This is a genomic window from Microbacterium lacus, from assembly GCF_002812805.1.
Taxonomy (GTDB): domain Bacteria; phylum Actinomycetota; class Actinomycetes; order Actinomycetales; family Microbacteriaceae; genus Microbacterium; species Microbacterium lacus_A.
Map to the genome: position 1 here is coordinate 1 of NZ_NMUM01000034.1, position 22,445 is coordinate 22,445.

Consider the following 22,445-nt stretch of genomic DNA (forward strand, 5'->3'; position numbering starts at 1 on the left):
TGGGGTTGACCCCGGATTCCGGACACTGACCAGGCGGGATCCGTGTGTTTGCGGGCCTGTCGGGGAGGATGTCCTTGATGGGCACGAGCAAGAGGAAGACGTATACGCCGGAGTATCGACGTGAGGCCGCGAGGCTGGTGATCGATACGGGCCGGACAGTCGCGGCGGTCGCTCGAGAGATCGGTGTCGGTGAGCAGCTGTTGGGCCGGTGGGTCCACGCGGAACGTGCGCGGACTGGCGGTGGGTCCGAGGCGCCGCTGGATCTGGACGAGCGTGCTGAGCTGGGACGGTTGCGCCGCGAGGTGCAGGAACTCCGGATGGACAACGAGTTCCTGGGAAAAGCGGCGGCCTTCTTCGCATCGAAGCAGAACCCGAGGAGCGGTTCGCTGTGATCGAGGCGGAGAAGGCGCACGAGACGACGCTGACAGTCACGCGGATGTGCCGGCTGCTCGGGGTAGACCGGCGCCGGTTCTACGAGTGGCGAGCCCGGAAGTCCGCCGGCCCGTCGCCGCGGCAGCGGCGGGCAGCTGAGCTGACCGAGCAGATCCGCCGGTTCCATGCCGCGTCTGACGCCACGTACGGGGCTCCGCGGATCCACGCGGACCTGCAGGACGCCGGGGTGGTGGTCTCGCGTAAGACGGTCGCGAAGCTGATGCGCGCCGACGGGATCACCGGGATCAGTCCCCGCACCTGGCATCCGCCGACCACCGTGCGAGGCGATGATCCGTTCCCGGTGCCTGACCTCGTAGAGCGGCGGTTCGACCAGGGCGAGCGTGACCTCGCGTGGTTCTCTGACATCACGTATCTGCATACCGGTGAGGGGTGGGCGTACCTGTGTGTCGTGCGGGATGGTCACACCCGCCGGGTCCTCGGCCGCACCGTCGCAGGGAGTCTGCATACCGACCTCGTCGAGGACGCGCTCCGGCAAGCGGTCTCTCTCCGCGGGCACCTGCCGCGGAAGGTCGTGTTCCACGCGGACAGGGGCACTCAGTACACCAGTGCCCAGCTCGCCGACGCAGCGACCGAGCTCGGGGTGCTCAGATCGATGGGCCGGACCGGGGTGTGTTGGGACAATGCAGCCGCGGAATCGTTCTGGTCCGTGTTCAAGAACGAGTACTACAACCGGCATGTTTTCGCGACGATCGACACCGCCCGACGGGCCGCGTATGTCTGGATCGACGGCTGGTACAACGCCCGCCGACGCCACTCCGGCATCGGCTACATCAGCCCGCTAGAGTACGAACGCCGCCAGCTCGCGCTGGCAGCCTGACCAACCAACCACCTGTCCGGACTTCGGGGTCAGCCTCAAGCCGGGATGATGATGAACGTGAGGAGATGATCATGGAGTTGTCGTTGCTGATGCAGCAGGCAACGGATGATCTTCGTCACGGGCGGATTCCTCGATCGGTCTATGAACGAGTGTGGATGGCGGTGTACGAGGAAACGTATGCCCTGGCTGCTGGCGATCAGCCAAGCAAATCGCAGCGATGAACTTTTCACCCCAGGGATGAACCACTGTCCCATTTGCATTGAGACTGAACCGTCCCCGGTTGGCTGCCGCTCCTATGCGGGTGCCAACACCGGGTGGGATGGCGTTTGGTGGCCAGCGTAGTACGCGGTCTCGAACTCGTCGGGCGGGATGTCGCCGAGGGTTGAGTGCAGGCGTCGCGCGTTGTACCAATCGATCCAGTCGGTGGTGACCCATTCGACGTCGTCGATCGTGCGCAGGGGCCCGGTCCGGAAAGGCGAGTCGTCGCGGATCGCTTCGTTCTTGAACAGTCCGATCGTCGACTCGGCGAGGGCGTTGATGCTCCTATAGTTGTCAACTCATGATTTCACCGGTTCTCGGGTCGGTCTTCACGAGGTGGTAGACCTCGCGGATCACGTAGCGTTTCAGGCAGCGGATGATGTCTCGTTTGCTCTTGCCCTCGGCGGTGCGTCGGGCGACGTAGGCGATGGTGGGTTCGTGGAACCTCATCCTGACGATCACGGTCCGGTAGATCGCCGCGTTCAGCTGCCGATGGCCGCCGTGGTTGATGCGATGCTTCCCGCTGGTCATCCCACTCCCGGTGGGGACGGGGCTGATCCCAGCGAGTTTCGCGAACGCGGCCTCGCTCTTGATGCGTTCGGGGTTGTCTCCCGCGACGATGAGGATCTCTGCGGCGGTGTCGACACCGATCCCGAACTCGTCCAGTAGGTGCGGTGCGCGCTGGAGGACGAGCTGCTCGATCTGTGCTTCGAGGTCTTTGATCTCCTCGTTCAGCGCGATCCAGCGTTTCGCGATCGAGCGGAGCGCATGACGGTTCGCGTCCTCCGGTGTGGCCAGCCCGCGGGGGCGGAGCGCGGCGCAGTGCCTCGCGACCATCTTCTGCGTCTTCTTCGCGGTTTCCTTGCGCAGGTCCTCGGTGGCGTGGACGAGCATCGCTTTGAGAGTGACCATCGCGCCGGTGCGGTCCTTCACCGCGGTATCGTGCGCGACTTTCAGTTGACGGATCATCTCGACGACGCCGTCCGCAGTCTTCGGAATCGCGGTCGCGAACCCGGCGAGCACGGCTCGGGCGGCGTTCTCCGCGTCCAGGGTGTCGGACTTGCCGTTGAGCCTGCGCAGCCGCCGATCGGGTCGTGAGACCTCGATCACCTTATGCCCGTGGCGACGAACGAACGAGGTCAGTCCGGCCCCATAGGAGCCGGTGCCCTCGATCCCGAACGCGATGATCTTCCCGAAACCCGCCGCCCACTCCAGCAGCTGCCTGAACCCCGCCGTGTCGGTCGAGATCGTCAGCGTCGCGAGAATCCCGCCGATCGAGTCCATCGCCGCGGCGACGTGGATGTGTTTGTGCGTATCGACGCCGATCACGACGTGCCCCGAACGGGTGGGCTCGAGCTGTTCCATATTCTGCTGTCTCCTTCACCGGTTAGCGTGGGTGTCACGCTGTCGCCGGCGGGTGGACAGGACTGTCATGGGGACGCGTTGTCGAGACTGCTCCAGGCTCCTATCAGGTCACGCCCGATCCGGCGGCAGCGGCTACTGCGCGCCCGGCCGGAGGCTCGACAGATCAACGCCAAGGCACCCTGCGGGCCAATCATAAGCAAGGGTCAGAACACTCCGGCCAGGACCACCCCATCCTCGCGGGATCGGGCAGAAACAGACTGACAGTCGTATGCGTCGCCGATTGATCCGATCGACGCGGCGATGCCCTCGAGGGCGAGCGTCTCGGCGAACGACACGCTCGTGAACTGACCAGGTTCAACCGGTCGTTGCAACACCGGCTTGTTGGAGCAACAGTAGCTGCTCGTTGAAGGCCTCCGCCGGGGTCTTCCAGCCGAGCGTCTTGCGGGGCCGGGTGTTGAGCGCGTGAGCGACGGCTTCAATCTCCTCGGCCGACCAGCAGGACAGATCGGTGCCCTTGGGGAAGTACTGGCGCAGCAGTCCGTTGGTGTTCTCGTTCGTCCCGCGCTGCCACGGGGACTGCGGGTCGGCGAAGAAGACCGGGATGCCGGTCTCGACAGTGAACTTTGCGTGCGCGGACATCTCCTTGCCGCGATCCCACGTCAACGACCTCGCCAGTTGGGCTGGCAACGTCGACATTGTGTTTGCGAGAGCGTTCTTCATCGTGACCGCGCCATAGCCAGCCAGCGCCGGGCCGTTCCGGGGAGTCTCCTTATGCCGGTAGCCCTCCTCCCGTGGAAGGTGGACCAGCATCGTGAATCTGGTTGTGCGGTCGACGACGGTGCCGATCGCTGAGCGCTCCAGCCCGATCAGCAGGTCGCCTTCCCAATGGCCAGGAACGGCGCGATCCTCCGCCTCGGCAGGACGCTCACTGATCAGTGTTCCAGGAGTGACGTGCGCCCAGGTCTTGCGGCGTGATCGTTCCCGCGGAGCGCGCAGCGCGCGTCCGGTGCGCAGACACCACACCAGCTCGCGCTTGAGCGCTCCGCGGCCTTGAATGTAGAGCGATTGGTAGATCGCCTCATGGCTGATGCGCATGGACTCATCATCCGGGAAGTCGACCTTGAGCCGGTTACTGATCTGCTCCGGACTCCACGCCGCCGACCACCCCCGATGCTTGCGGTGTGGCTTGTTGATCCCGGTGAACCGTGGCGGCTCCGGACCACGAACGACCTTCCCGTCGGGCGTCTTGATCTGCCCGGACAGCCGCTCGTGAACGTAGGCGTGCAACGGCGGATTCAACCGGTCAACGCAATGGGTGCTGTGAGATGAAGCAGACGTTGATCTCAGGAGGCATCGGTTGCAGGGCAAGCATGGTCATCTCAGTCGTGAGCAGAAGCAGCTCGCGCTCCGTCTCCACTCGAAGGGATGGAGACTCATCGACATCGCTCGCGAGATCGGGTGCACGGCGCCGATGGTCGGCCGCATGGCGAGGGAAGGCCGCCACCTCGACGGGAAACCGTTCGGCTGGGAGCCGCGCGAGGATCATCTGACGGTCTTCGATCGCGAGGAGATACTCGTGGGTCTCGCCCGCGGTGACACGCTCACTGCGATCGCGCGCAGCCTCGGGCGGGCGGTGTCGACGATCAGCCGCGAGGTCAAGCGGGGCGGCGGACGCGAGGAGTACTCCGCGTGGCGGGCGCATGAGGACGCCCGGGAGCAGGCCCGCAGGCCGAAGCCGTTCAAGCTTGACGGTGGCCGGTTGCTCGAGACCGTGACAGCGCAGTTGAAGCAGCTGTGGTCGCCGCAGGAGATCGCTGCCCGCCTACGGTTGGAGCATCCCGACGACCCGGAGATGCACGTGAGCCACGAGACGATCTATCAGTCCCTGTTCGTACAGGGACGCGGGCAACTGCGCCGAGAACTCGCCCGCTGCCTGAGATCGGGACGCACGACCAGGAAGGCGCGAACGGCAACGGATCGGCGCGGCCGTCTGCCAGGGATGGTCATGATCAGCGAGCGCCCCGCTGAGGTCGAGGACCGTGCCGTTCCCGGGCATTGGGAAGGCGATCTCATCCTTGGTGAGAACAGCCGTAGTGCCGTCGGAACCCTCGTCGAACGCAGCACCCGCCTCACGCTCCTGCTGCATTTGCCTGATGGGAAGAGTGCAGACAAGGTGGAGGCCGCGATGCGCGAAGCGATCACCGCGCTCCCGTCGTCGCTGGCGCGGACGATCACCTGGGATCAGGGCGCGGAGATGGCCAAGCACCTCGAGTTCACAGCCACAACCGGGATCCCGATCTACTTCTGCGACCCGCACTCCCCGTGGCAGCGGGGCAGCAATGAGAACACCAACGGGTTGCTACGTCAATACCTTCCGAAGAGCACCGATCTGAGCATCGTTAGCCGCGCGGACCTGACCGCGATTCAGGACTCGCTCAACGGCCGACCACGCAAGACGCTCGGATATCTGACACCATCGGAGAAGTTCACGGAACTCGTTGCGACCACCGGTTGAATCCGCCATCGCGTTGGCCTCACGCAGCTCACGATTCTCCCGCTCAAGGCGTCGCATCCGCTCCGACTCGCTCGAAGTCACGCCCTGGCGTTCACCGCCGTCGACCTGAACCTGCCGCACCCAGCGACGCAGCGACTCAGCCCCGAACCCGAGCCTGGCCGACACGGTCTCGCACGCAGCCGTCAAATTTGGGTACTCATCGAGGTGATCGAGCACGAGCCGGATCGCTCGCTGCTTCGTCTCCTCCGGAATCCTCTTCGGCATGATCAACATCTTCCTTCCAGACTCGAAAGGAAACGGCATCAAACCGGGGACGGTTCAGACGAAGCGGGTTTCGGTTCGGGTGAGCGATTAGAGGAGCGCTTCTGCCGCTGCGGCGGCGAGTGGCCTGTCGGCGATCTCATCCCATGTGGTTGCGTAGGACCCCTCGATCGGGGTGGTCCTGATTCTGTCGGTCACGCGTTCCGTGAGGGCCACCGGGCTGGTGTGGACGGAGGTCACGATCCCGGTGATGCAGACATCTCGGCCGTGGCGCATTTCGATTTCGGCATGGTGCGCGCCCACGGTCCCGGACAGGAGCCTAACCGCCGTATCAGGTGCGCCCTGACCGGAGTCGGGGTGGACGATGTAGATGATGTGGCGGACGAGGGGGTGCCTGCGCAGGTGGGTGTTGACGGTGTCGTGCGCTTTCCGCAGTCGGTATTTCACCGCCTTGCGGGAGCGGTCTGTGTCAGGAATGTGGATGCCGATGACGATCGCGCGGGCTCGATGACGCTCCAGCGCGTCCCGTGCCTCTGAGTCGTGCACGACGAGCTGCCCGAGGCAGTCGAGCGGGTCGCCACACAGCAGTACGGGCACCGGTGACGGAGCGCGCTTATCGAGGGAGGTGTGGCCGGTGGCGGGGCGGATGGAGTTCATTACTTCAGGCACCTGCCCTGCCATTGCTCGTCATTGTCTTCTCCTGTAGCGGGGCGGGTGGGGTGGGACATGACCTGTCCCAACGCGATCGTCCCGGCCACGGTGAGGGCGAGGAGGTCGCCGGGGGCCGCAGTCTCGGGGAGCCAGGCGCGGATCGTGGTCTGCTGGCCTGGGGCGTGCACGAGGACCGTTTTGCGGTGTCGTGCGTTCGGGTGCTGCAGGAGCAGGGTGTCGAGGACTCGGCCGTCGAGGGCGCGGAGATCACAGTCGATGGTGACCTCCATCGGGTGCCGCCATCCGGAACGTGGCGTGCAGGACAAAACCGTAGCGACCACGACGGTGCGGTACTCCTCACCCGCCTGACGTGCTCCGCTGGGCGCGATCAGCACGCACGGGGTGCCGCGTTCAGCCGCGAGACTCGTGAGCGACTGCTGACCAACGGTGATGTCATTGTCGGTGAACGTGGTTCCTGCCGGCCAAGTCGGGGTGTCCTGGTATAGCTCGGCGAGCGCCATCGCTCGGGATGAGATCAGGGTGTGCATGACGCTCATGAGGCACTCGCGAGTTCAAGGATGCGCGGGGCGGGGGCGGCGACGGTTTTCACCGGTAGTTGCGGGCGTACGTCGCAGAGAGCGACAGCGCCGGCGCAGGGAACGGCGAGCAGGTCGCCCTGGTGGAGATCCCCGGGGAGGGTGACGATCGGGTACGGCCAGGGAGCGGCACCGGATTCACCGGGGATGAGCTCGATGGTGGTGTTCTTCGCGATCGACGTGCGTCCGATGAGCCGGCACTGGTCCCAGCGAGGGGTGACACGGTCGAACGCGCAGTCGGTGAGCGCAACCTGCTTGCCCGCTTCGGTGTCGATGCGGAGGGTGATCCGGAAAACCAGCACGGTCACGTCGTTTCCGATGCCGTGGGCGCGCGCGCGTGCCGGCTTGGGGTGCGGGAGGTCTCCGGTGAGCAGCGCCGGGGTACCGGTGATCTCCACCAGCCTCGTCAAGGACACCCCGCCCACCACGACGTCCGAGATCGTGGGCACGGTGTGCTCCGGCCAATGTCGAGGTTCGAGGGGGTCGGGGATGCTGCGTCTGAGGGTGGGCAGGATCGCGGTGAGAGTCATGCCTCAAGTCCTACGCGGGCATCGACCGGTACGGAATGGTCCCTCACAGAACTCATGCGCCCACACCGGCAGACCCTAACAAGACCGGCCGGATTCGCCCGCGACCCGCCTCGGAGGCGTCGGGGTGGGGCACCGGGGTGTCGTGTTAGCGGGATGTCAGAGTTGCGCGGATCCTCGTATGGGTTCCGTTAGGACGCCTGTTTCACAGGGTGCGGCGCGTGTTTGATCGGGAGTTGCGCCCGCGTTTTCGGGTCGTGCGGCTAGTGGTCCTGCTGTCGCTTGTTCTCCGAATGGAGCTTGTTGTGCTTGACATCGTCTACGTGCTCGGCGTGATCGCCTTGTTCGTCGTCGTCGGGCTGCTGGGGAAGGCGGTGGAGAAGCTGTGATCGTCTTTGAACTTCTCGCCGCCGGTCTCGGGGTCGCGGCGATCGTGTATCTCGTGTTCGCTCTCGTGAAACCGGAGCGCTTCTGATGACCTGGGTGTACGCGCTTCTCGCCCTCGCCACCGTCGCCATCATCCTGGGCATCCTGCACCGCCCGTTCGGTGACTACATGGCCTGGGTCTACACGTCCCGCAAGGACTGGAAAGTCGAACGCGGGATCTACAAGATCATCGGCGTCGATTCCAAGACCGAGCAGACCTGGCAGGCCTACCTGCGCAGCGTGCTCGCGTTCTCCGCGATCGGCCTGCTGATCGTCTACGGCCTGCAACGCCTCCAACAGTGGCTGCCGTACTCGCTGGGCCTGACGGCTCCCTCGGAGCATCTGTCGTTCAACACCGCGGCATCGTTCGTCGGCAACACGAACTGGCAGTCGTACTCGCCGGAGCTCACCGTCGGCTACACCGTCCAGTTCGCCGGTCTCGCGGTGCAGAACTTCGTGTCCGCCGCAGTCGGTATCGCGGTCGCGATCGCTCTGGTGCGCGGTTTCGCCTACCGGCGCTCAGGCACGATCGGGAACTTCTGGGTCGACCTGGTCCGCGGCACGCTGCGCATTCTGCTGCCGATCGCCGTGGTCGGTGCGATCGTGCTGATGATCGGCGGAGTGATCCAGAACTTCAACGGGTTCACCACCGTCAGCACGATCACCGGCGCCACACAGACGATCCCCGGCGGGCCGACGGCGTCGCAGGAGGTCATCAAGCTGCTCGGCACCAACGGCGGCGGGTTCTTCAACGCGAACTCGTCTCACCCGTTCGAGAACCCCACCGCGTGGACGAACGTGTTCCAGGTGCTGCTGATGCTCGCCATCCCATTCTCCCTGCCCCGCACCTTCGGGCGGATGGTGGGTGACAACCGTCAGGGTTACGCGATCGTCTCCGTGATGGCGATCCTGTACGTGGCGTCGTTCAGCATCCTCACCGCGCTGGAATCGGCCGGCATGGGCACCGCCCCCGGCCTTGCCGGCGGCGCGATGGAAGGCAAGGAGCAGCGGTTCGGGATCATCGGATCGACCCTGTTCGCCACCACCAGCACCGGCACCTCCACCGGCGCGGTGAACTCGATGCACGACTCGTACACCGCCCTGGGCGGGATGATGCCGATGCTGAACATGATGCTCGGTGAAGTCACCCCGGGCGGCGTCGGCTCCGGGATCTACGCGATCCTGATCCTCGCGGTCATCGCCGTGTTCATCTCGGGTCTGCTGATCGGACGCACGCCGGAGTACCTGGGCAAGAAGATCGGCCCGCGCGAGATCAAGCTCGCCGCGCTCTACATCCTCGTCATGCCCACCCTGGTGCTGGCCGGAACGGCGCTGAGCTTCGCGATCCCCGGTGTCCGGGAAGAGGTGGAGAACACGTCGATCTGGAACCCCGGCATCCACGGCATGTCCGAGGTGCTGTACGCGTTCACCTCCGCAGCGAACAACAACGGTTCCGCGTTCGCCGGTCTCACCGCGAACACGCCGTGGCTGAACACCACACTGGGGCTCGCGATCTTGCTGGGACGGTTCGTGCCGATCGTGTTCGTCCTCGCCCTGGCGGGCTCTCTCGCCGCTCAGGACAAGGTTCCGACCACCTCCGGCACCCTCCCCACGCACCGTCCGATGTTCATTGGGCTGCTGACCGTGGTCACGATCCTGGTGACCGCACTGACCTTCTTCCCCGTTCTCGCGCTAGGTCCGCTAGCGGAAGGGCTGATGTAAACCATGTCCACTATCACCGAACCCCGCCCGAAAACGGCGGGCACCCCCACCCGGAAGGGCGGGTTCACCTGGGAACAGGTCCGGGCCGCCCTACCCGGTGCGTTCCGCAAACTCAACCCCAAAGAGCAGTGGCGCAACCCCGTCATGTTCCTTGTCTGGGTCGGTGCCACGCTCACCACGGTCCTCGCCGTCACGGAACCGTTCATCGGCGGACCTGCCGATTCCGGCGGCACGGTCGTGCCGTGGTCGTTCACCTGGGCGATCGCGGTGTGGCTGTGGCTGACCGTGCTGTTCGCGAACCTCGCCGAGTCTGTCGCCGAAGGCCGCGGCAAAGCGCAGGCGGAGACCCTGCGCAAGACCCGCACCAGCACGATGGCCAACCGGGTCGCCTCCTACGACCCGGCCACCGATGCGGCCGCTGAGCGGGCTGCGACCACGCAGATCTCCTCCTCGGACCTCGCCCTGGGAGATGTGGTGGTCGTGACCGCGGGTGAGCTGATCCCCGGCGACGGCGACATCGTGTGGGGTATCGCGTCGGTGGACGAGTCGGCCATCACCGGCGAGTCCGCACCCGTGGTCCGTGAGTCCGGCGGTGACCGGTCCGCGGTGACCGGCGGCACCCGGGTGCTCTCGGACCGGATCGTGGTGCGCATCACCTCCAAGCCGGGTGAGACGTTCGTGGACCGGATGATCGCCCTCGTCGAGGGTGCGAGCCGGCAGAAGACCCCGAACGAGATCGCGCTGAACATCCTGCTCGCGTCGCTGTCGATCATCTTCGTCGTCGTCGCGCTGACGCTCAACCCGATCGCGTCCTATGCGGCCGCCCCGGTCAGTGTCACGGTGCTGGTCGCGCTGCTGGTGTGCCTCATCCCGACCACGATCGGTGCCCTGTTGTCGGCGATCGGCATCGCGGGCATGGACCGGCTCGTGCAACGCAACGTGCTGGCGATGTCCGGGCGTGCGGTCGAAGCCGCCGGAGATGTCACGACGCTGCTGCTCGACAAGACCGGCACCATCACCTACGGCAACCGGCGCGCCTCCGAGTTCGTGCGCCTCGGCGGGGTGCGCGAACAGGACCTCGTGCGCGCGGCGGCGCTGTCTTCGCTGGCAGACCCGACCCCGGAGGGTGTGTCGATCGTCGAGCTCGCCGAGCAAGAGCATGGGGAGTTCGACTGGAACACGACCGGGGAGATCGTGCCGTTCACGGCGCAGACCCGCATGTCGGGCCTGGACCTGCCTGATGGCACCCAGATCCGCAAGGGTGCCGGTTCGGCCGTCATCGCCTGGCTCGAAGAAGGCGGGAAGCGGCTGCCGTCGTCCCTGCTCGCCGAGCTGGACGAGTACGTCGAACGCATCTCCCAGTCCGGCGGCACCCCGCTGGTCGTCGCGACCAAGGACACCGCCGGGGAAGGGACCCTCCTGGGCGTCGTGCATCTGAAGGATGTCGTGAAGGAGGGGCTGCCGGCGAAGTTCGCCGAGATGCGGTCGATGGGTATCCGGACCGTCATGATCACGGGCGACAACCCCCTCACCGCGGCCGCGATCGCGAAAGAGGCGGGTGTCGATGACTTCCTCGCCGAAGCCACCCCCGAGGACAAGCTCGCCTACATCCGCAAGGAGCAGGAGGGCGGCAACCTCGTCGCGATGACCGGTGACGGCACCAACGACGCCCCTGCGCTCGCGCAGGCAGACGTCGGTGTCGCGATGAACTCCGGCACCTCGGCTGCGAAAGAGGCCGGGAACATGGTCGACCTCGACAGTGACCCGTCCAAGCTCATCGACGTGGTGCGGATCGGGAAGCAGCTGCTGATCACCCGTGGGGCGCTGACGACGTTCTCCATCGCCAACGACATCGCGAAGTACTTCGCGATCATCCCGGCGATGTTCATGGGCGTGTTCCCGCAGCTCGCCGCCCTCAACATCATGGGGCTGCATTCGCCGGCCTCGGCGGTGCTGTCGGCGATCATCTTCAACGCTATCGTGATCGTCTTCCTCATCCCGCTGGCGCTGCGTGGGGTGAAGTACCGGCCCGGGAACGCGTCCAGCATCCTCGGCCGAAACCTCGCCGTCTACGGCCTCGGCGGCGTGATCGCCCCCTTCATCGGGATCTGGGTGATCGACCTCGTCGTCCGCCTCATCCCCGGCTTCTGAGCCTTCTGAGAAAGAGATCATCATGAACACACAAGCTCGCGGAGTCGGGCGCACCATCTGGGTCGCCACCCGCGCCATGGCCCTCCTCACCCTCGCGTTGGGGGTCGGGTACACCCTCCTCATCACCGGCATCGGACAGCTCGCTCTCCCCGCCCAGGCGAACGGGTCGATCGTCACCAACCAGGACGGCGACCCGGTCGGGTCGGCGCTGATCGGTCAGTCGTTCACGGACGAGGACGGGAACCCGCTGCCGGAGTACTTCCAGCCGCGCCCGTCTGCCGCTGGTGACGGGTACGACGGGGGCGCCTCGTCCGGGTCGAACTACGGCCCCGAGAACGAGGACCTCATCGCCGCGATCACGGAGCGCAAGGCTCAGGTGGCGGAGTTCAACGGGGTCACCGAGGACGAGGTGCCCGTCGACGCGGTCACCGCCTCCTCCTCGGGGCTTGACCCGCACATCAGCCCCGAGTACGCGGCGATCCAGATCGACCGCATTGCCGACGCCCGCGGCATCCCCGCAGAGCAGCTGCGGGAGTTGGTCGCAGCGCACACCCAGGGGCCGGACGCCGGCTACCTGGGAGAATCGAGGGTGAACGTTCTGGAACTGAACATCGCCGTGGACGAGTTGGAGGGCTGACCATGCCGAAACGGGGGCAGCTTCGGGTGCTGCTCGGGGCTGCCCCCGGGGTCGGCAAAACCTTCACCATGCTCGAAGACGGTCGCCGCCTGCTCGCAGACGGGAAAGACGTCGTCGTCGGGATCGTGGAAACCCACGGCCGTGCCGCCACCGCGGCCATGACCGAAGGGCTCCCCAGTGTGCCTCGCACCCGCGTGGAACACCGGGGCGTCACGCTCGAGGAGATGGACCTGGACGCGGTGCTTGACCGCAAGCCCGCCGTCGCGCTGGTCGACGAGCTCGCCCACACCAACGCACCCGGGTCGAAGAACGACAAACGCTGGCAGGACGTGGAGGAGCTGCTCGCGGCGGGGGTCGATGTGATCTCCACCCTCAACATTCAGCACATCGAGTCCCTCAACGATGTCGTCGAGCAGATCACCGGCGTCCCGCAGCGCGAGACCGTTCCGGACAGTTTCCTGCGCGGCGCCGAACAGATCGAGGTCGTCGACCTCGCCCCCCAAGCCCTCCGGGACCGACTCAGCGGCGGGTTCGTGTACCCCGCTGAACGCGTCGACGCCGCCCTGTCGAACTACTTCCGGCTCGGGAACCTCACCGCGCTGCGCGAACTCGCCCTCATCTGGCTGGCCGACGAAGTCGACCAAGCGCTGAAGGGGTACCGCAAAGACCACGGCATCGACAGCACCTGGGAGGCCCGCGAACGCGTCGTCGTCGCCCTCGCCGGCGGCCCCGAAGGCGAAACACTCCTGCGCCGCGGCGCACGCATCGCCGCCCGCTCCGCCGGCGGCGAACTCATCGCCGTGCACATCACCAGCCAAGACGGGCTCCGCACCGGCAACCCCGCCACCCTGGCCGAGCAGCGGGCACTCGTGGAGAAACTCAACGGCACCTACCACCAGGTCATCGGCGAAGACATCCCCACCGCGCTGGTGGAGTTCGCCCGCTCCGTCAACGCCACCCAGCTCGTCCTCGGCGCCAGCCGACGCGGCCGCATCACCTCCGCGTTCACCGGCCCCGGCATCGGTGCGACCGTGGTCCGCGAATCCGGCGACATCGACGTGCACATGGTCAACCACGCCGCCGCCGGGAAACGCTTCACCCTGCCCCCGCTCACCGGGGCACTCACCCGCAAACGCCGCATCCTCGGGTTCGTCGTCGCCCTCCTCGGCGGGCCCGCGCTCACCGCACTGTTGACCCTGTTCCGCAGCGAAGACTCCATCACCACCGACGTCCTCGCGTATCAGCTCCTCGTCGTCATCGTCGCCCTGGTCGGAGGAATCTGGCCGGCCCTGTTCGCCGCGGTGCTGTCCGGGATCACCCTGGATTTTCTGTTCATCGAACCGCTCTACACGATCCACATCCACCAGCCCCACCACCTCCTCTCTCTCATCCTGTATGTGGTGATCGCGAGTCTGGTGAGCTTCATCGTCGACCGTGCCGCCCGCTACACCCGCGCCGCCCGCAGATCCGCCGCCGAATCCGAACTCATCCAGACCATCGCCGGCAGCGTCCTGCGCGCAGACAACGCGATCCAAGCGCTCATCGACCGCACCCGCGAAGCCTTCCAACTTCCCGGCGTCCGCCTCATGCGCGGCGAAGACGTGCTCGCCCGGTCGGGGGAACCGCTGCCCGACAATCACCACACCAGCATTCGCGTCACCGACGACACCACTCTGGAACTGCACGGCCCCGACCTCGCTGCGGCGGAACAACGCCTCCTCGCGGTCGTCACCGCCCAACTCACCGCCGCACTCGAACACCAGCACCTTACCCAGACGGCGCAGCAGATCGAACCGATCGCGGCATCGGATCGGGTACGCGGCGCCCTTCTCTCCGCTCTCAGCCATGATCTGCGCCGCCCCCTTGCAGCCGCAGCCGCGGCGGTCGGAGGGTTGAAGGCGGCAGGCCCCGACCTGGCGCTGACAGACAAGAAGGAACTCCTCGACACCGCCGATGAGAGCCTCGCAGCCCTCGCGGCTCTCGTCACCGACCTCCTCGACGTCAGCCGCCTACAAGCAGGGGTCCTGACGATCGCCGACATCCCCACCGACCCGGCAGAAACCATCGCCCCCGCCCTCGACGAACTCCACCTCGGCCCGACCGACGTCACCCTCAACCTCGCCCACGGCGACGCGCTCGCCCACGCCGACCCCGTACTCCTGCAACGAGTCCTGGTGAACCTCCTCGCCAACGCCCACCGCTACACCCCGGCCGGCACACCGATCCATGTCAGCACCAGCACCTTCGGTGACCGGCTCGAGATCCGCATCATCGACCGCGGCCCCGGCATACCGCCCGAGAAACTGGACGACATCTTCCTGCCCTTCCAACGCCTCGGCGACACCGACAACACCACCGGCCTCGGTCTCGGCCTGGCCCTCTCCCGCGGGTTCATCGAAGCAATGCACGGCACCCTCACGCCCGAGGACACCCCCGGTGGCGGGCTCACCATGGTCATCTCCCTCAACACCACCAGCACCAGCCAGGAGCAATCATGAGAATCCTGATCGCCGACGACGACCCGCAGATCCTCCGCGCCCTGCGCATCACCCTCACCGCCAAGGGCTACCAGATCTTCACCGCAGCAGACGGTGCCGAAGCTATCGCCGCCGCGATCGACCACCACCCCGACATCTTCCTCATCGACCTCGGCATGCCTAAACTCGACGGCATCGAAGTCATCCACGGCATCCGCGGCTGGTCGCAGGCACCCATCCTCGTCGTCTCCGGACGTGCCGGCGCCGCTGACAAAGTCGAAGCGCTCGACGCTGGCGCGGACGACTACATCACCAAGCCCTTCGCCGTCGAAGAACTCCTCGCCCGTATCCGCGCCCTTACCCGCAGAGTCCCCCCAGAAGACGCCACCCCCGTCGTCCACCTCGGTGCGGTAACCATCGACCTCGCCGCGCACAGCGTCACCCGTGACACTCCCGACGGGCAAAAGCAGATACGCCTTACCCCCACGGAATGGCAGTTCATCGACATCCTCATCCGCAACGCCGGGAAGCTCGTTACTCGCCAAACAATCCTCACCACCATCTGGGGCACCGAACACGCCGAAGACACTGGCTACCTCCGCCTCTATGTCTCCCAACTGCGACGCAAGCTCGAAGAAGACCCCACCAGTCCGGTGCATCTCCTGACCGAGCCGGGTATGGGCTACCGTCTCGACGGCATGACCACCTGACCTTCGGGATCCCGACGCGACCTTGAGTATCCTCGACACCATCGGCATCATCGGTGAGCTGCTGTCCTGGATCGGTGCGATCATCGGCGTCCCTTTCGCCATCGCCGCCCTCATCATCCGCGCCATCGACGGGCCCCGCCTCACCACGAACGTCACCATCGTCGAGGACCTCGACCAGAGACCGATCGCGATGTGGAGCGTGCAGGACCGCACCTACACGCGCCCCCTGACAGCACGCGACGAGATCCGTGACCGCGAATCGACAAGCGTCACAGGTTTCGTATCAGAACGCGATCCAGAGAGACTTGAACTTCATAAGCGCTCCCACGCTGAGCGCTTATGCTGGACTCTCGCGATCACCATGCTCAGCACCGCAGTAGTAGGGTTCCTTGCGTCACTTCTCCCGATGTTCTGGTGACAGACCCGACTCAACCTTCGATTCTGTGAGTCCAGTGCGAGGTCAGCGTTAGGGTTCTCGGCCCGCATCGTATGGGTACCGTTAGGGGTGCTCGATTCTCGGCGGCGACTAGCCTTCGATTAGCGAGTATGACGGTCGATGGTCGACAGGACGTATTCACGAGGCCCAACGGTGTGTCGTTGGCGCCGGTGGCCACGTTTTCGCCACTCCTCGCCCGAACCCAGGTCGCACACGCGCCGGTTGACCCGATCGCTTTTGACTGTCTCAAGTTCATCGTCGTTCGCGCGGGCAGAGCTCGACTGTTCAGTGAGTTTGGCGTGCACTTCGTCAGCATGGGTGACGTTGTGATTCTGGCAGCGAACACCCTCTGTGGCGCTGAGCCCGAGGGGTGGATTTCGACCACGACGCTCTACCTTGACCGAGACTATGTCATCGATCAAGTGTTCTGGCAGTACGCGTCCCGGTTCCATGAGCGGCTCGACGCCAGTCAGTTCCTTGACGCCCATTACGCAGAACCCACCCAGGTGGTCCGTATCGGTAGGCACAGGGCGGGACTGATGATGCCATGGCTCGATGAGTTGGTTGCATTGAGCGTAGACGGCCTTCCTCCTGATCGGTTCTATCGAGCGCAATCGCTCGTCTCCGCCGTGTTCGACATTCTGGTTCCGTTCATTGTGGTTGCCAATGAAGGGACAGCTGGCGCGCGGCGAAGTGCATCGACGCCCACCGTGCCACGTCATCGTCAATTCCGTCCGGTACGTCCAGAGGTTCTTGAGGTCGCGCAGGTCTTGCGTGCGGAGCTGGATCGGCACTGGACTGTGACTGAGCTCGCAGCCCGAGCGCACTTGTCCGTGTCTCAGTTGCGGCGGGTGTTCGTCGAGGCCTTTGGTAAGTCGCCGATCTCCTACTTGACGATGCTTCGTGCCGAGCGCATGGCTCACCTACTGCGTGTGGATAACGCGCCCATCTCTGAGATCGCGGCCCAGGTGGGCTGGGGGGACCCTGACTTTGCTGCACTTCAGTTCCGCCGGAGTGTCGGCGTTTCCCCCAGCGAGTACCGCAGAATCAGCGAGGTTGTCCCGGCGCCCTTCAACCCTGAGTGAACGCGCGTCTTGCCGGGTGAAACGCTCATCTTTTTGCGCACGGATCACCAGGACTCTCCCGAATGAGCTAGACCGAGTTTGACCACGTCGGGTTCAGTGATGCACCTGGCGGTCGCTCACTTTCTGTCCGTCGTCCGTCTCGATTGCGTTTCCTGAGTCCCTTCGCGCACCTTCTGGTCGCAGAGGTCACCCGCCGTGTTGCGGGTACCTGCGGAAGGAGGACGACGATGGCGACCAGCGAAGAGGCGCGGGCTGCGCGGGATGCGAAGCTCGATGCCCTCCATGAACAGCTCACCGGCGCGGTCGAGTCGTTGGTGTCGGGTGAGGACTGGAAGCAGGCGCTAGAGTTCGCGGCCCGGTTCCGTGCCCGTTCGTTCAATAACACGCTGCTGATCTTCGTGCAGCATCAGGCAGCGTTCGAGGCAGGCCGAGTGCCGGAGCCAGTGCCGTCGTATGTGGCGGGGTTCAAACAGTGGCAGGCGCTCGGCCGGCAGGTCGAGAAGGGCCAGTCGGGGTACATGATCCTCGCCCCGGTGACGGGCAGATTCGCGTCGTTCACGCCGAAGGTGGTGGAGTCGTGGCGCCGGCTCGGCCGGTTCGAGAAACCAAAACCGGGTGAGGCGGTGCGCTCCCGCATGGTCGGTGTCCGCCCCGCCTACGTCTGGGATGTCTCCCAAACCGCCGGTGACCCGATCCCCGGGCCGCCGTCACCTCGGCTGCTGGAAGGTGAAGCCCCCGACGGGCTCTGGGATGGCATCGCGCGTCTGGTGGAGGCGGAGGGGTTCACGGTGTTGCGGGTGCCGCATGAGGGCATGATCCACGGTGCGAACGGCCTCACCGATTTCGGTGCGCGGACGGTGGCGGTGCGGGAGAACATGCCCGAGGCGGCACAGGTGAAGACCCTGGTGCACGAGCTCGCCCACGTCCTTCTGCACGGCCCGGACAATCCGGATGCGACGGGGCATCGCGGGATTGGTGAGGTGGAGGCGGATTCGGTGGCGTTGATGGTCGCCGCAGCGCACGGCATGGACACCAGCGACTACACGGTCCCGTATGTGTCGGGGTGGGCGGCGACGGTGCCGGAGAAGTCCCCGGTCGAAGTCGTCCAAGCCACCGGCGAACGAGTCCGCAAAACCTCAGCCAGCATTCTCGATCAGCTCCCCACCGTGCAAATCGGCGACGGTGACCCGCCCGGCCTCACCCGCGACGCCCCAGCACGGAAGCAACCCGCGCCGACGGCGGATGCCGTGGGCGATCCGCTCACTGAGGAGCCGCGCCGCGCGGTGGCGGCATCGGTGAGGAGCCTGTGATGGGCGCGATCGATCTGTTCGCCGAAGTCGGCGGGCTGCCGCTTTCGGAGGCGGCGGCGCGGTTTGCTGCGGCCGGGGTGCCGGTGTTCCCGTGTGTGCCGGGTGAGAAGCGCCCTTTGGTGCTCCGCGGCTTCCATGACGCGTCCGCTGATCCAGGGCAGGTTGCGGGATGGTGGTCGAGGTGGCCGTCCGCGAACATCGGCATCCCCACCGGTGCCATGTCCGGGGTGGAGGTCGTCGATGTCGACGTGCATCCGACCGGCACCGGATTCCCTGCCTTCCGCGAAGCGCACCGTCAAGGCCATGCGGTGGGGTGGGCGGCGCTCGTGCGCACCCCCTCCGGTGGGCTCCACGCCTACTACCCGGCGCACGCGGATCGTGTGCAGTCGTCGTGGCAGGCAGCGCGGGCGCATGTCGATTTCCGGGCTGAGGGCGGCTACATCATCGCGCCGCCGTCGAAGGTGCTGCGCCCTGGTGGGGTGCGGGCACCGTACCGGCTCATCGTCGCATCAGGCGATACTCCGGTGCCGGTGGATGCGGCGCGGCTGCGCGAGTTCCTGGACCCGCGTACCCCGATCCCTCTCGACCGTGCGCGCGCCAGCTCTCATCGGTTTGAGCGGCGTGGGTCGGATGTGAAGGTGCTCGCGGGTTGGGTGGCGGGGCGTGGTGAGGGTGAGCGGAACCGGGGCTTGTTCTGGGCCGCGTGCCGACTCGCAGAATCCGGCACCCCACCCGACGCGACCCTCGACGCGCTGGGGCCTGCGGCGGAGCATGCGGGGCTGGGGGTGCGGGAGATCATGGCGACGATCCGCTCCGCCTACCGCACCACCCACCCCGCACCGCACACGTCCGTGGAGCCGGTGGCGGATGAGCGGCGTGTGGTGCGCGGATCACCGGGGCGGGTGATCTCATGAAGACCACCGAGGCTGTCTCGCCGCGGGGTCGCCGCTTAGCGGTGGTGACGGCGATCACGGGCACGGTGTTCATCGCAGCCGGCGCATTCTGGCTGTCGTTCACCGCGCTTGCTGATCTGGCGCGGCGGTCTGGGATTGATGCGGGGCAGGCGTGGGCGTGGCCGTTGATCGTGGACGGCATCATCGTCGTCGCAACCGTCGCCGTCGTCGCCCTCGCCAGCCAGTCCCGCCCGACCTGGTACCCGTGGACGCTCCTCGCCGCCGGCGCGATCGTGTCGGTCACGGCGAACGCGATCCACGCGATCATCGCCGCCGACACCGACGTACCGCCGATCTTGGCTGCGTCGGTCGCCGCGATCCCGCCGCTGGTGCTGCTGTCGATCACGCACCTCACCGTCATCCTCACCCGCCCCACCAGCACACCGGATGCAGACGTGATCGAGAACGCTCCGGCTGAGGCGGTCGCTCCATCGCAGGCGGTCGCCGTGCCAGAACGGGAGCCAGCGCTGGCAGTGGAGTTGCCGGTGGTGTCGGTGCGTGAGCGGCGGGCGGAGGCGACCACGTTGCGGGAGGTGGAGGGGTGGTCGAACAAACAGATCGCCCGGCACCTGGGTGTACACCCCTCCACGGTCGGCCGCTGGTTCACCCCAGCGATCAATGGAGCGAAGGACGAAGCATCGTGAACGATCACGCAGAGAGGAACCGCACCGAACTACCGGTGACTCGGCCCGAGACGGTCGAAGGTTCCGAGGCTGAGCGGTCGGTGTTCGCCGTGCACCGGGACCCCTCGCTCACCGCCGCCGGTGCTGATCCTGGTTCGCGGGTGGGGCGCGGGGTTGCGTGGGTGCGGCCGACTGATTTGATCGCGTCGAGCTCCGCCCGGATCGCGGGCCGCGGCATCAACTTTCAGAGCGAGCTCGCGCACCGTGCCCGACGCGCGCCAGGCCACGCCTACCGTGCGACCCGGAATCATGCCCGCGACATTCGGGATCGCCGAGCGGAACGTGCGGCATCTGCGGGGCCGTCGGTGTTCGAGTCGTTCGATGTGTTCGAGGCGCAGGATCGGTCGCGCTCGTCGTCGTGGGTGCGGCCGTCCGGGATCGGGCTGGGGTGAACGGCTATGCGCAGAAGATGGTGGCGCGACGGGGTTGGTGGGGAGCCGGTGCGCACCTGCTTGTCAGGAGGTGCCACCATGCCACAACCCCACACCCCACGCAGCGACGGTCGCGGGCGTGAGCTCGAGAACTCAGAACGGCTCCGCGGACTCCTCACCCGCCTCAACGCCGCAGGCCCGGACGCCTGGCGGACGGACCCCGATGCAGCGGAACTCATGCGGCACGCGGCCGACAAGTACGCCGCCCTCGCGCGCAAGCACGGCCTGGACCCGTGGGAGGCGGCGACCGCGGCGTTTGAGGCGATGCGCACGCCCTCGGTGCGGCGGGCGGATGATCCGTGGGCGGTCATCACCCGTGCCGTGCAGATCACCTGCATCGCGGAGAACCGCGCCAATGGGCTCTTGTGTTCTGTGCATCAAGCGCGCCGGCCGAGGTACTCGAGTTTCCATGACGCCGAACGCTTCTCTGAGCGGGAAAACCCCCTCACCGACTACCACCCCGCGTTCCGCGCCGACCCGTTCCCACACGATGACGAAGACGATGACAGCGGCGACGAGATGGAAGTACCAAGGTCGACGGGTGTGGAGTCCGCCGTCGAGGACACGATCGCGTTGCTGTGCTGGAACCGGTGGGAACCAGTGGTCGCCCGTGCCGCAGTCGAGTGCATCTGCGCCCGCCTCGCGGAATCCGTCTCCCGTACGGGCGCATACGAGTCCCTGCGACGCGACCGGCACGCCCGCGCCCTGCTCGATCTGCCTGCCCCGTCGTGGTATAGGCTGCTGCGGATCATCCTCGGCGCCCCCGACCTGCACCTGGCCGGTACGAACGCGGGCCGTGGGGTGTTGCTGCGGCTGCTGATCGGTGAGTCCTTGGCGCACCTCATGGATGACACGGACTTGGCTGCGGCGATCAAAGTCGCCGCACCCGGCGTGATGCGGGGTCGGCCATGAGCGAGCCGGGGCATATCGAGCTGGAGCGGGCCGTCGATTCGATCTGGGCCGGCCGCCGACACCGCGAGGACTACGGCGACCTCGACTCGCTGGTGGAGTCGATAGCGCGGGATGGGCTGTTGCAGCCGATCACTATCACCCCGGACGGGATGCTGATCTGCGGCGCACGACGTTTGGCCGCGATCCGCCGGCTCGGGTGGAAGACGGTGAACGTGTGGGTGCGCTCGGGCATCTCCACCACCCTCGGGCAGCTCCTCGCCGAACAGGACGACAACCTCCTGCACAAGCCCCTCACCCGCACCGAGGAAGCCACCCTCTACGCCGAACTGAAATCCCTCATGGTCGAGGATGCGACGGGCCGGCAGGAAGCGTCACGGTTCACCTCGAAACACGAAAACCCCAGGTCACACGGTGCCGCCACCGTGGCGGCACCGCAAAAGGGCGAGACACGACAGCAGGCTGCGCTCATGGTCACCGGCCGCAACGCCTACACCTCGCTAGAACGCATCAACGAGTTGCAGCACCTTGCCGCCGACCCTGCACAGCCCGACGACGTACAGCAGCGGGCACGGGAAGAACTTGACCGGATCGACGCGGGCGGGTCGATCACCGGAGCCGGGCATCGCATCAGAGCCGCACAAGCCCTCGCCGAACTCGACGCCCTCGCGGGCGACCCTGCACAACCGGCAGGCATCCGCGACACCGCCGCCGCAGGCGCGACCCGTCTCCGGGAGCTTGAAGACACGGCACGGCCGGCGGATCTGGAACGTCTCGCGGTACTCGCTGTCGAGCGTGCGAAGTCTGCGACGAAGAAGCGTTCCGCCCAGCTCGCATCAGCACGGCTCCACGCGGTTGAGGAGCAGCCGCGGGAGTTCCTGCCGGTGCGGTCGTTCGTCTACCTCTGGGATGAACTCTCCACCTGGACTGAACGCTACGACCCCGAAAGCATCGGCCCGTCCTTGTCGGGTGAGCAGTGGGCGATGTTCGAGAACGCCGTCACCGCGACGGTGGCGTTCCTGGATACCGCCCGCACTGCACGAAACGTGCGCCGCGAAACCGCCTGATCCCT

22 protein-coding genes and 3 pseudogenes are annotated in these 22,445 nt (G+C 66.3%); 18 read left to right on the forward strand and 7 right to left on the reverse strand.

The annotated features are described in order from the left end of the window. Positions 1 to 77 precede the first annotated feature (77 nt). A protein-coding gene (locus CGU34_RS12340; protein WP_100813431.1) for an IS3 family transposase occupies positions 78 to 1,270 on the forward strand; the annotation gives its coding sequence in 2 pieces (ribosomal slippage) (positions 78 to 348 and positions 348 to 1,270; 1,194 coding nt in all). A 71-nt stretch (positions 1,271 to 1,341) separates the two neighbouring features. Then, a complete protein-coding gene (locus CGU34_RS16990; protein ID WP_171244190.1) occupies positions 1,342 to 1,491 on the forward strand; it encodes a hypothetical protein in 150 nt (49 codons plus the stop codon). Positions 1,492 to 1,563: 72 nt separating this feature from the next. Here CGU34_RS16990 and CGU34_RS12345 read toward each other — a convergent pair. The 3 genes and pseudogenes from CGU34_RS12345 to CGU34_RS12355 all read right to left on the reverse strand — a co-directional run. After that, positions 1,564 to 1,806 (reverse strand): annotated as a pseudogene (locus CGU34_RS12345) (integrase core domain-containing protein); the annotation flags it as partial. Positions 1,807 to 1,822: 16 nt separating this feature from the next. Further along, a complete protein-coding gene (locus CGU34_RS12350; protein ID WP_100814269.1) occupies positions 1,823 to 2,893 on the reverse strand; it encodes an IS110 family transposase in 1,071 nt (356 codons plus the stop codon). Between the two features lie 354 nt (positions 2,894 to 3,247). Beyond that, a pseudogene (locus CGU34_RS12355) lies at positions 3,248 to 4,189 on the reverse strand (IS30 family transposase); the annotation flags it as partial. Between the two features lie 61 nt (positions 4,190 to 4,250). Between CGU34_RS12355 and CGU34_RS12360 the strand changes: the two are divergent. After that, positions 4,251 to 5,408, forward strand: coding sequence for an IS30 family transposase (locus CGU34_RS12360; RefSeq protein WP_100814270.1), 1,158 nt, complete (start codon positions 4,251 to 4,253; stop codon positions 5,406 to 5,408). Between the two features lie 69 nt (positions 5,409 to 5,477). Here CGU34_RS12360 and CGU34_RS17760 read toward each other — a convergent pair. The 4 genes and pseudogenes from CGU34_RS17760 to CGU34_RS12375 all read right to left on the reverse strand — a co-directional run. Then, positions 5,478 to 5,711 (reverse strand): annotated as a pseudogene (locus tag CGU34_RS17760) (hypothetical protein); the annotation flags it as partial. Positions 5,712 to 5,759: 48 nt separating this feature from the next. Further along, complete coding sequence (locus tag CGU34_RS12365) at positions 5,760 to 6,326, reverse strand: hypothetical protein (protein ID WP_100814271.1); 567 nt, start codon at positions 6,324 to 6,326, stop codon at positions 5,760 to 5,762. Next, the gene (locus tag CGU34_RS12370) at positions 6,326 to 6,877 is read right to left on the reverse strand and encodes a hypothetical protein (RefSeq protein ID WP_100814272.1); all 552 of its coding nucleotides are present in this window, start codon (positions 6,875 to 6,877) and stop codon (positions 6,326 to 6,328) included. The genes CGU34_RS12365 and CGU34_RS12370 overlap by 1 nt, the downstream gene beginning before the upstream one ends. Then, the gene (locus CGU34_RS12375; RefSeq protein ID WP_198517789.1) at positions 6,874 to 7,446 is read right to left on the reverse strand and encodes a hypothetical protein; all 573 of its coding nucleotides are present in this window, start codon (positions 7,444 to 7,446) and stop codon (positions 6,874 to 6,876) included. Before CGU34_RS12375 ends, CGU34_RS12370 begins: the two co-directional genes overlap by 4 nt. 218 nt (positions 7,447 to 7,664) lie before the next feature. On the opposite strand from CGU34_RS12375, the gene CGU34_RS17005 reads away from it, so the two are divergent. From CGU34_RS17005 to CGU34_RS12445, 15 genes are all read left to right on the forward strand, one after another. Further along, positions 7,665 to 7,832 carry a hypothetical protein gene (locus CGU34_RS17005; protein WP_157811306.1) on the forward strand — a complete coding sequence of 56 codons (168 nt, stop codon included), beginning with the start codon at positions 7,665 to 7,667 and terminating at the stop codon, positions 7,830 to 7,832. Further along, the gene (locus CGU34_RS12380) at positions 7,829 to 7,918 is read left to right on the forward strand and encodes a potassium-transporting ATPase subunit F (protein ID WP_035731468.1); all 90 of its coding nucleotides are present in this window, start codon (positions 7,829 to 7,831) and stop codon (positions 7,916 to 7,918) included. The genes CGU34_RS17005 and CGU34_RS12380 overlap by 4 nt, the downstream gene beginning before the upstream one ends. Beyond that, positions 7,918 to 9,591 carry a potassium-transporting ATPase subunit KdpA gene (kdpA, locus tag CGU34_RS12385; RefSeq protein WP_100814273.1) on the forward strand — a complete coding sequence of 558 codons (1,674 nt, stop codon included), beginning with the start codon at positions 7,918 to 7,920 and terminating at the stop codon, positions 9,589 to 9,591. The genes CGU34_RS12380 and kdpA overlap by 1 nt, the downstream gene beginning before the upstream one ends. Positions 9,592 to 9,594: 3 nt before the next feature. Next, positions 9,595 to 11,742, forward strand: a complete 2,148-nt coding sequence (kdpB, locus tag CGU34_RS12390; protein ID WP_100814274.1) for a potassium-transporting ATPase subunit KdpB — start codon at positions 9,595 to 9,597, stop codon at positions 11,740 to 11,742. 22 nt (positions 11,743 to 11,764) lie between these two features. Beyond that, positions 11,765 to 12,379, forward strand: a complete 615-nt coding sequence (gene kdpC, locus CGU34_RS12395) for a potassium-transporting ATPase subunit KdpC (RefSeq protein ID WP_100814275.1) — start codon at positions 11,765 to 11,767, stop codon at positions 12,377 to 12,379. 2 nt (positions 12,380 to 12,381) lie between these two features. Then, a complete protein-coding gene (locus CGU34_RS12400) occupies positions 12,382 to 14,877 on the forward strand; it encodes an ATP-binding protein (protein WP_100814276.1) in 2,496 nt (831 codons plus the stop codon). Then, positions 14,874 to 15,566 (forward strand): response regulator, encoded by a 693-nt coding sequence (locus CGU34_RS12405; protein ID WP_100814277.1) that lies wholly within the window; start codon positions 14,874 to 14,876, stop codon positions 15,564 to 15,566. The genes CGU34_RS12400 and CGU34_RS12405 overlap by 4 nt, the downstream gene beginning before the upstream one ends. 22 nt (positions 15,567 to 15,588) lie before the next feature. Continuing rightward, complete coding sequence (locus tag CGU34_RS12410) at positions 15,589 to 15,984, forward strand: hypothetical protein (RefSeq protein ID WP_026937592.1); 396 nt, start codon at positions 15,589 to 15,591, stop codon at positions 15,982 to 15,984. A gap of 128 nt (positions 15,985 to 16,112) precedes the next feature. Beyond that, complete coding sequence (locus CGU34_RS12415) at positions 16,113 to 17,087, forward strand: AraC family transcriptional regulator (RefSeq protein WP_100814278.1); 975 nt, start codon at positions 16,113 to 16,115, stop codon at positions 17,085 to 17,087. A 227-nt stretch (positions 17,088 to 17,314) separates the two neighbouring features. Further along, complete coding sequence (locus CGU34_RS12420) at positions 17,315 to 18,397, forward strand: ArdC-like ssDNA-binding domain-containing protein (protein ID WP_100814279.1); 1,083 nt, start codon at positions 17,315 to 17,317, stop codon at positions 18,395 to 18,397. Beyond that, positions 18,397 to 19,311, forward strand: a complete 915-nt coding sequence (locus tag CGU34_RS12425) for a bifunctional DNA primase/polymerase (protein WP_100814280.1) — start codon at positions 18,397 to 18,399, stop codon at positions 19,309 to 19,311. The genes CGU34_RS12420 and CGU34_RS12425 overlap by 1 nt, the downstream gene beginning before the upstream one ends. Next, positions 19,308 to 19,994: a DUF2637 domain-containing protein gene (locus tag CGU34_RS12430; protein WP_198517791.1), complete on the forward strand. Its 687-nt coding sequence runs from the start codon at positions 19,308 to 19,310 to the stop codon at positions 19,992 to 19,994. The genes CGU34_RS12425 and CGU34_RS12430 overlap by 4 nt, the downstream gene beginning before the upstream one ends. Continuing rightward, on the forward strand, positions 19,991 to 20,425 hold the full coding sequence (locus CGU34_RS12435; RefSeq protein WP_100814281.1) for a hypothetical protein: 435 nt from the start codon (positions 19,991 to 19,993) through the stop codon (positions 20,423 to 20,425). Before CGU34_RS12430 ends, CGU34_RS12435 begins: the two co-directional genes overlap by 4 nt. A gap of 78 nt (positions 20,426 to 20,503) precedes the next feature. Further along, complete coding sequence (locus tag CGU34_RS12440) at positions 20,504 to 21,376, forward strand: hypothetical protein (RefSeq protein WP_100814282.1); 873 nt, start codon at positions 20,504 to 20,506, stop codon at positions 21,374 to 21,376. Continuing rightward, entirely contained in the window at positions 21,373 to 22,440 is a 1,068-nt protein-coding gene (locus CGU34_RS12445; protein WP_100814283.1) for a ParB N-terminal domain-containing protein, read from the forward strand. Before CGU34_RS12440 ends, CGU34_RS12445 begins: the two co-directional genes overlap by 4 nt. Positions 22,441 to 22,445: the final 5 nt, after the last annotated feature.

Coding starts and splice junctions, on each gene's coding strand:
- CGU34_RS16990 (WP_171244190.1), top strand. CDS start 1,342: ATGGAGTTGTCGTTGCTGATGCAGCAGGCAACGGATGATCTTCGTCAC.
- CGU34_RS12350 (WP_100814269.1), bottom strand. CDS start 2,893: ATGGAACAGCTCGAGCCCACCCGTTCGGGGCACGTCGTGATCGGCGTC.
- CGU34_RS12365 (WP_100814271.1), bottom strand. CDS start 6,326: ATGAACTCCATCCGCCCCGCCACCGGCCACACCTCCCTCGATAAGCGC.
- CGU34_RS12370 (WP_100814272.1), bottom strand. CDS start 6,877: ATGAGCGTCATGCACACCCTGATCTCATCCCGAGCGATGGCGCTCGCC.
- CGU34_RS12375 (WP_198517789.1), bottom strand. CDS start 7,446: ATGACTCTCACCGCGATCCTGCCCACCCTCAGACGCAGCATCCCCGAC.
- kdpA (WP_100814273.1), top strand. CDS start 7,918: ATGACCTGGGTGTACGCGCTTCTCGCCCTCGCCACCGTCGCCATCATC.
- kdpB (WP_100814274.1), top strand. CDS start 9,595: ATGTCCACTATCACCGAACCCCGCCCGAAAACGGCGGGCACCCCCACC.
- kdpC (WP_100814275.1), top strand. CDS start 11,765: ATGAACACACAAGCTCGCGGAGTCGGGCGCACCATCTGGGTCGCCACC.
- CGU34_RS12400 (WP_100814276.1), top strand. CDS start 12,382: ATGCCGAAACGGGGGCAGCTTCGGGTGCTGCTCGGGGCTGCCCCCGGG.
- CGU34_RS12405 (WP_100814277.1), top strand. CDS start 14,874: ATGAGAATCCTGATCGCCGACGACGACCCGCAGATCCTCCGCGCCCTG.
- CGU34_RS12415 (WP_100814278.1), top strand. CDS start 16,113: ATGACGGTCGATGGTCGACAGGACGTATTCACGAGGCCCAACGGTGTG.
- CGU34_RS12420 (WP_100814279.1), top strand. CDS start 17,315: ATGGCGACCAGCGAAGAGGCGCGGGCTGCGCGGGATGCGAAGCTCGAT.
- CGU34_RS12425 (WP_100814280.1), top strand. CDS start 18,397: ATGGGCGCGATCGATCTGTTCGCCGAAGTCGGCGGGCTGCCGCTTTCG.
- CGU34_RS12430 (WP_198517791.1), top strand. CDS start 19,308: ATGAAGACCACCGAGGCTGTCTCGCCGCGGGGTCGCCGCTTAGCGGTG.
- CGU34_RS12440 (WP_100814282.1), top strand. CDS start 20,504: ATGCCACAACCCCACACCCCACGCAGCGACGGTCGCGGGCGTGAGCTC.
- CGU34_RS12445 (WP_100814283.1), top strand. CDS start 21,373: ATGAGCGAGCCGGGGCATATCGAGCTGGAGCGGGCCGTCGATTCGATC.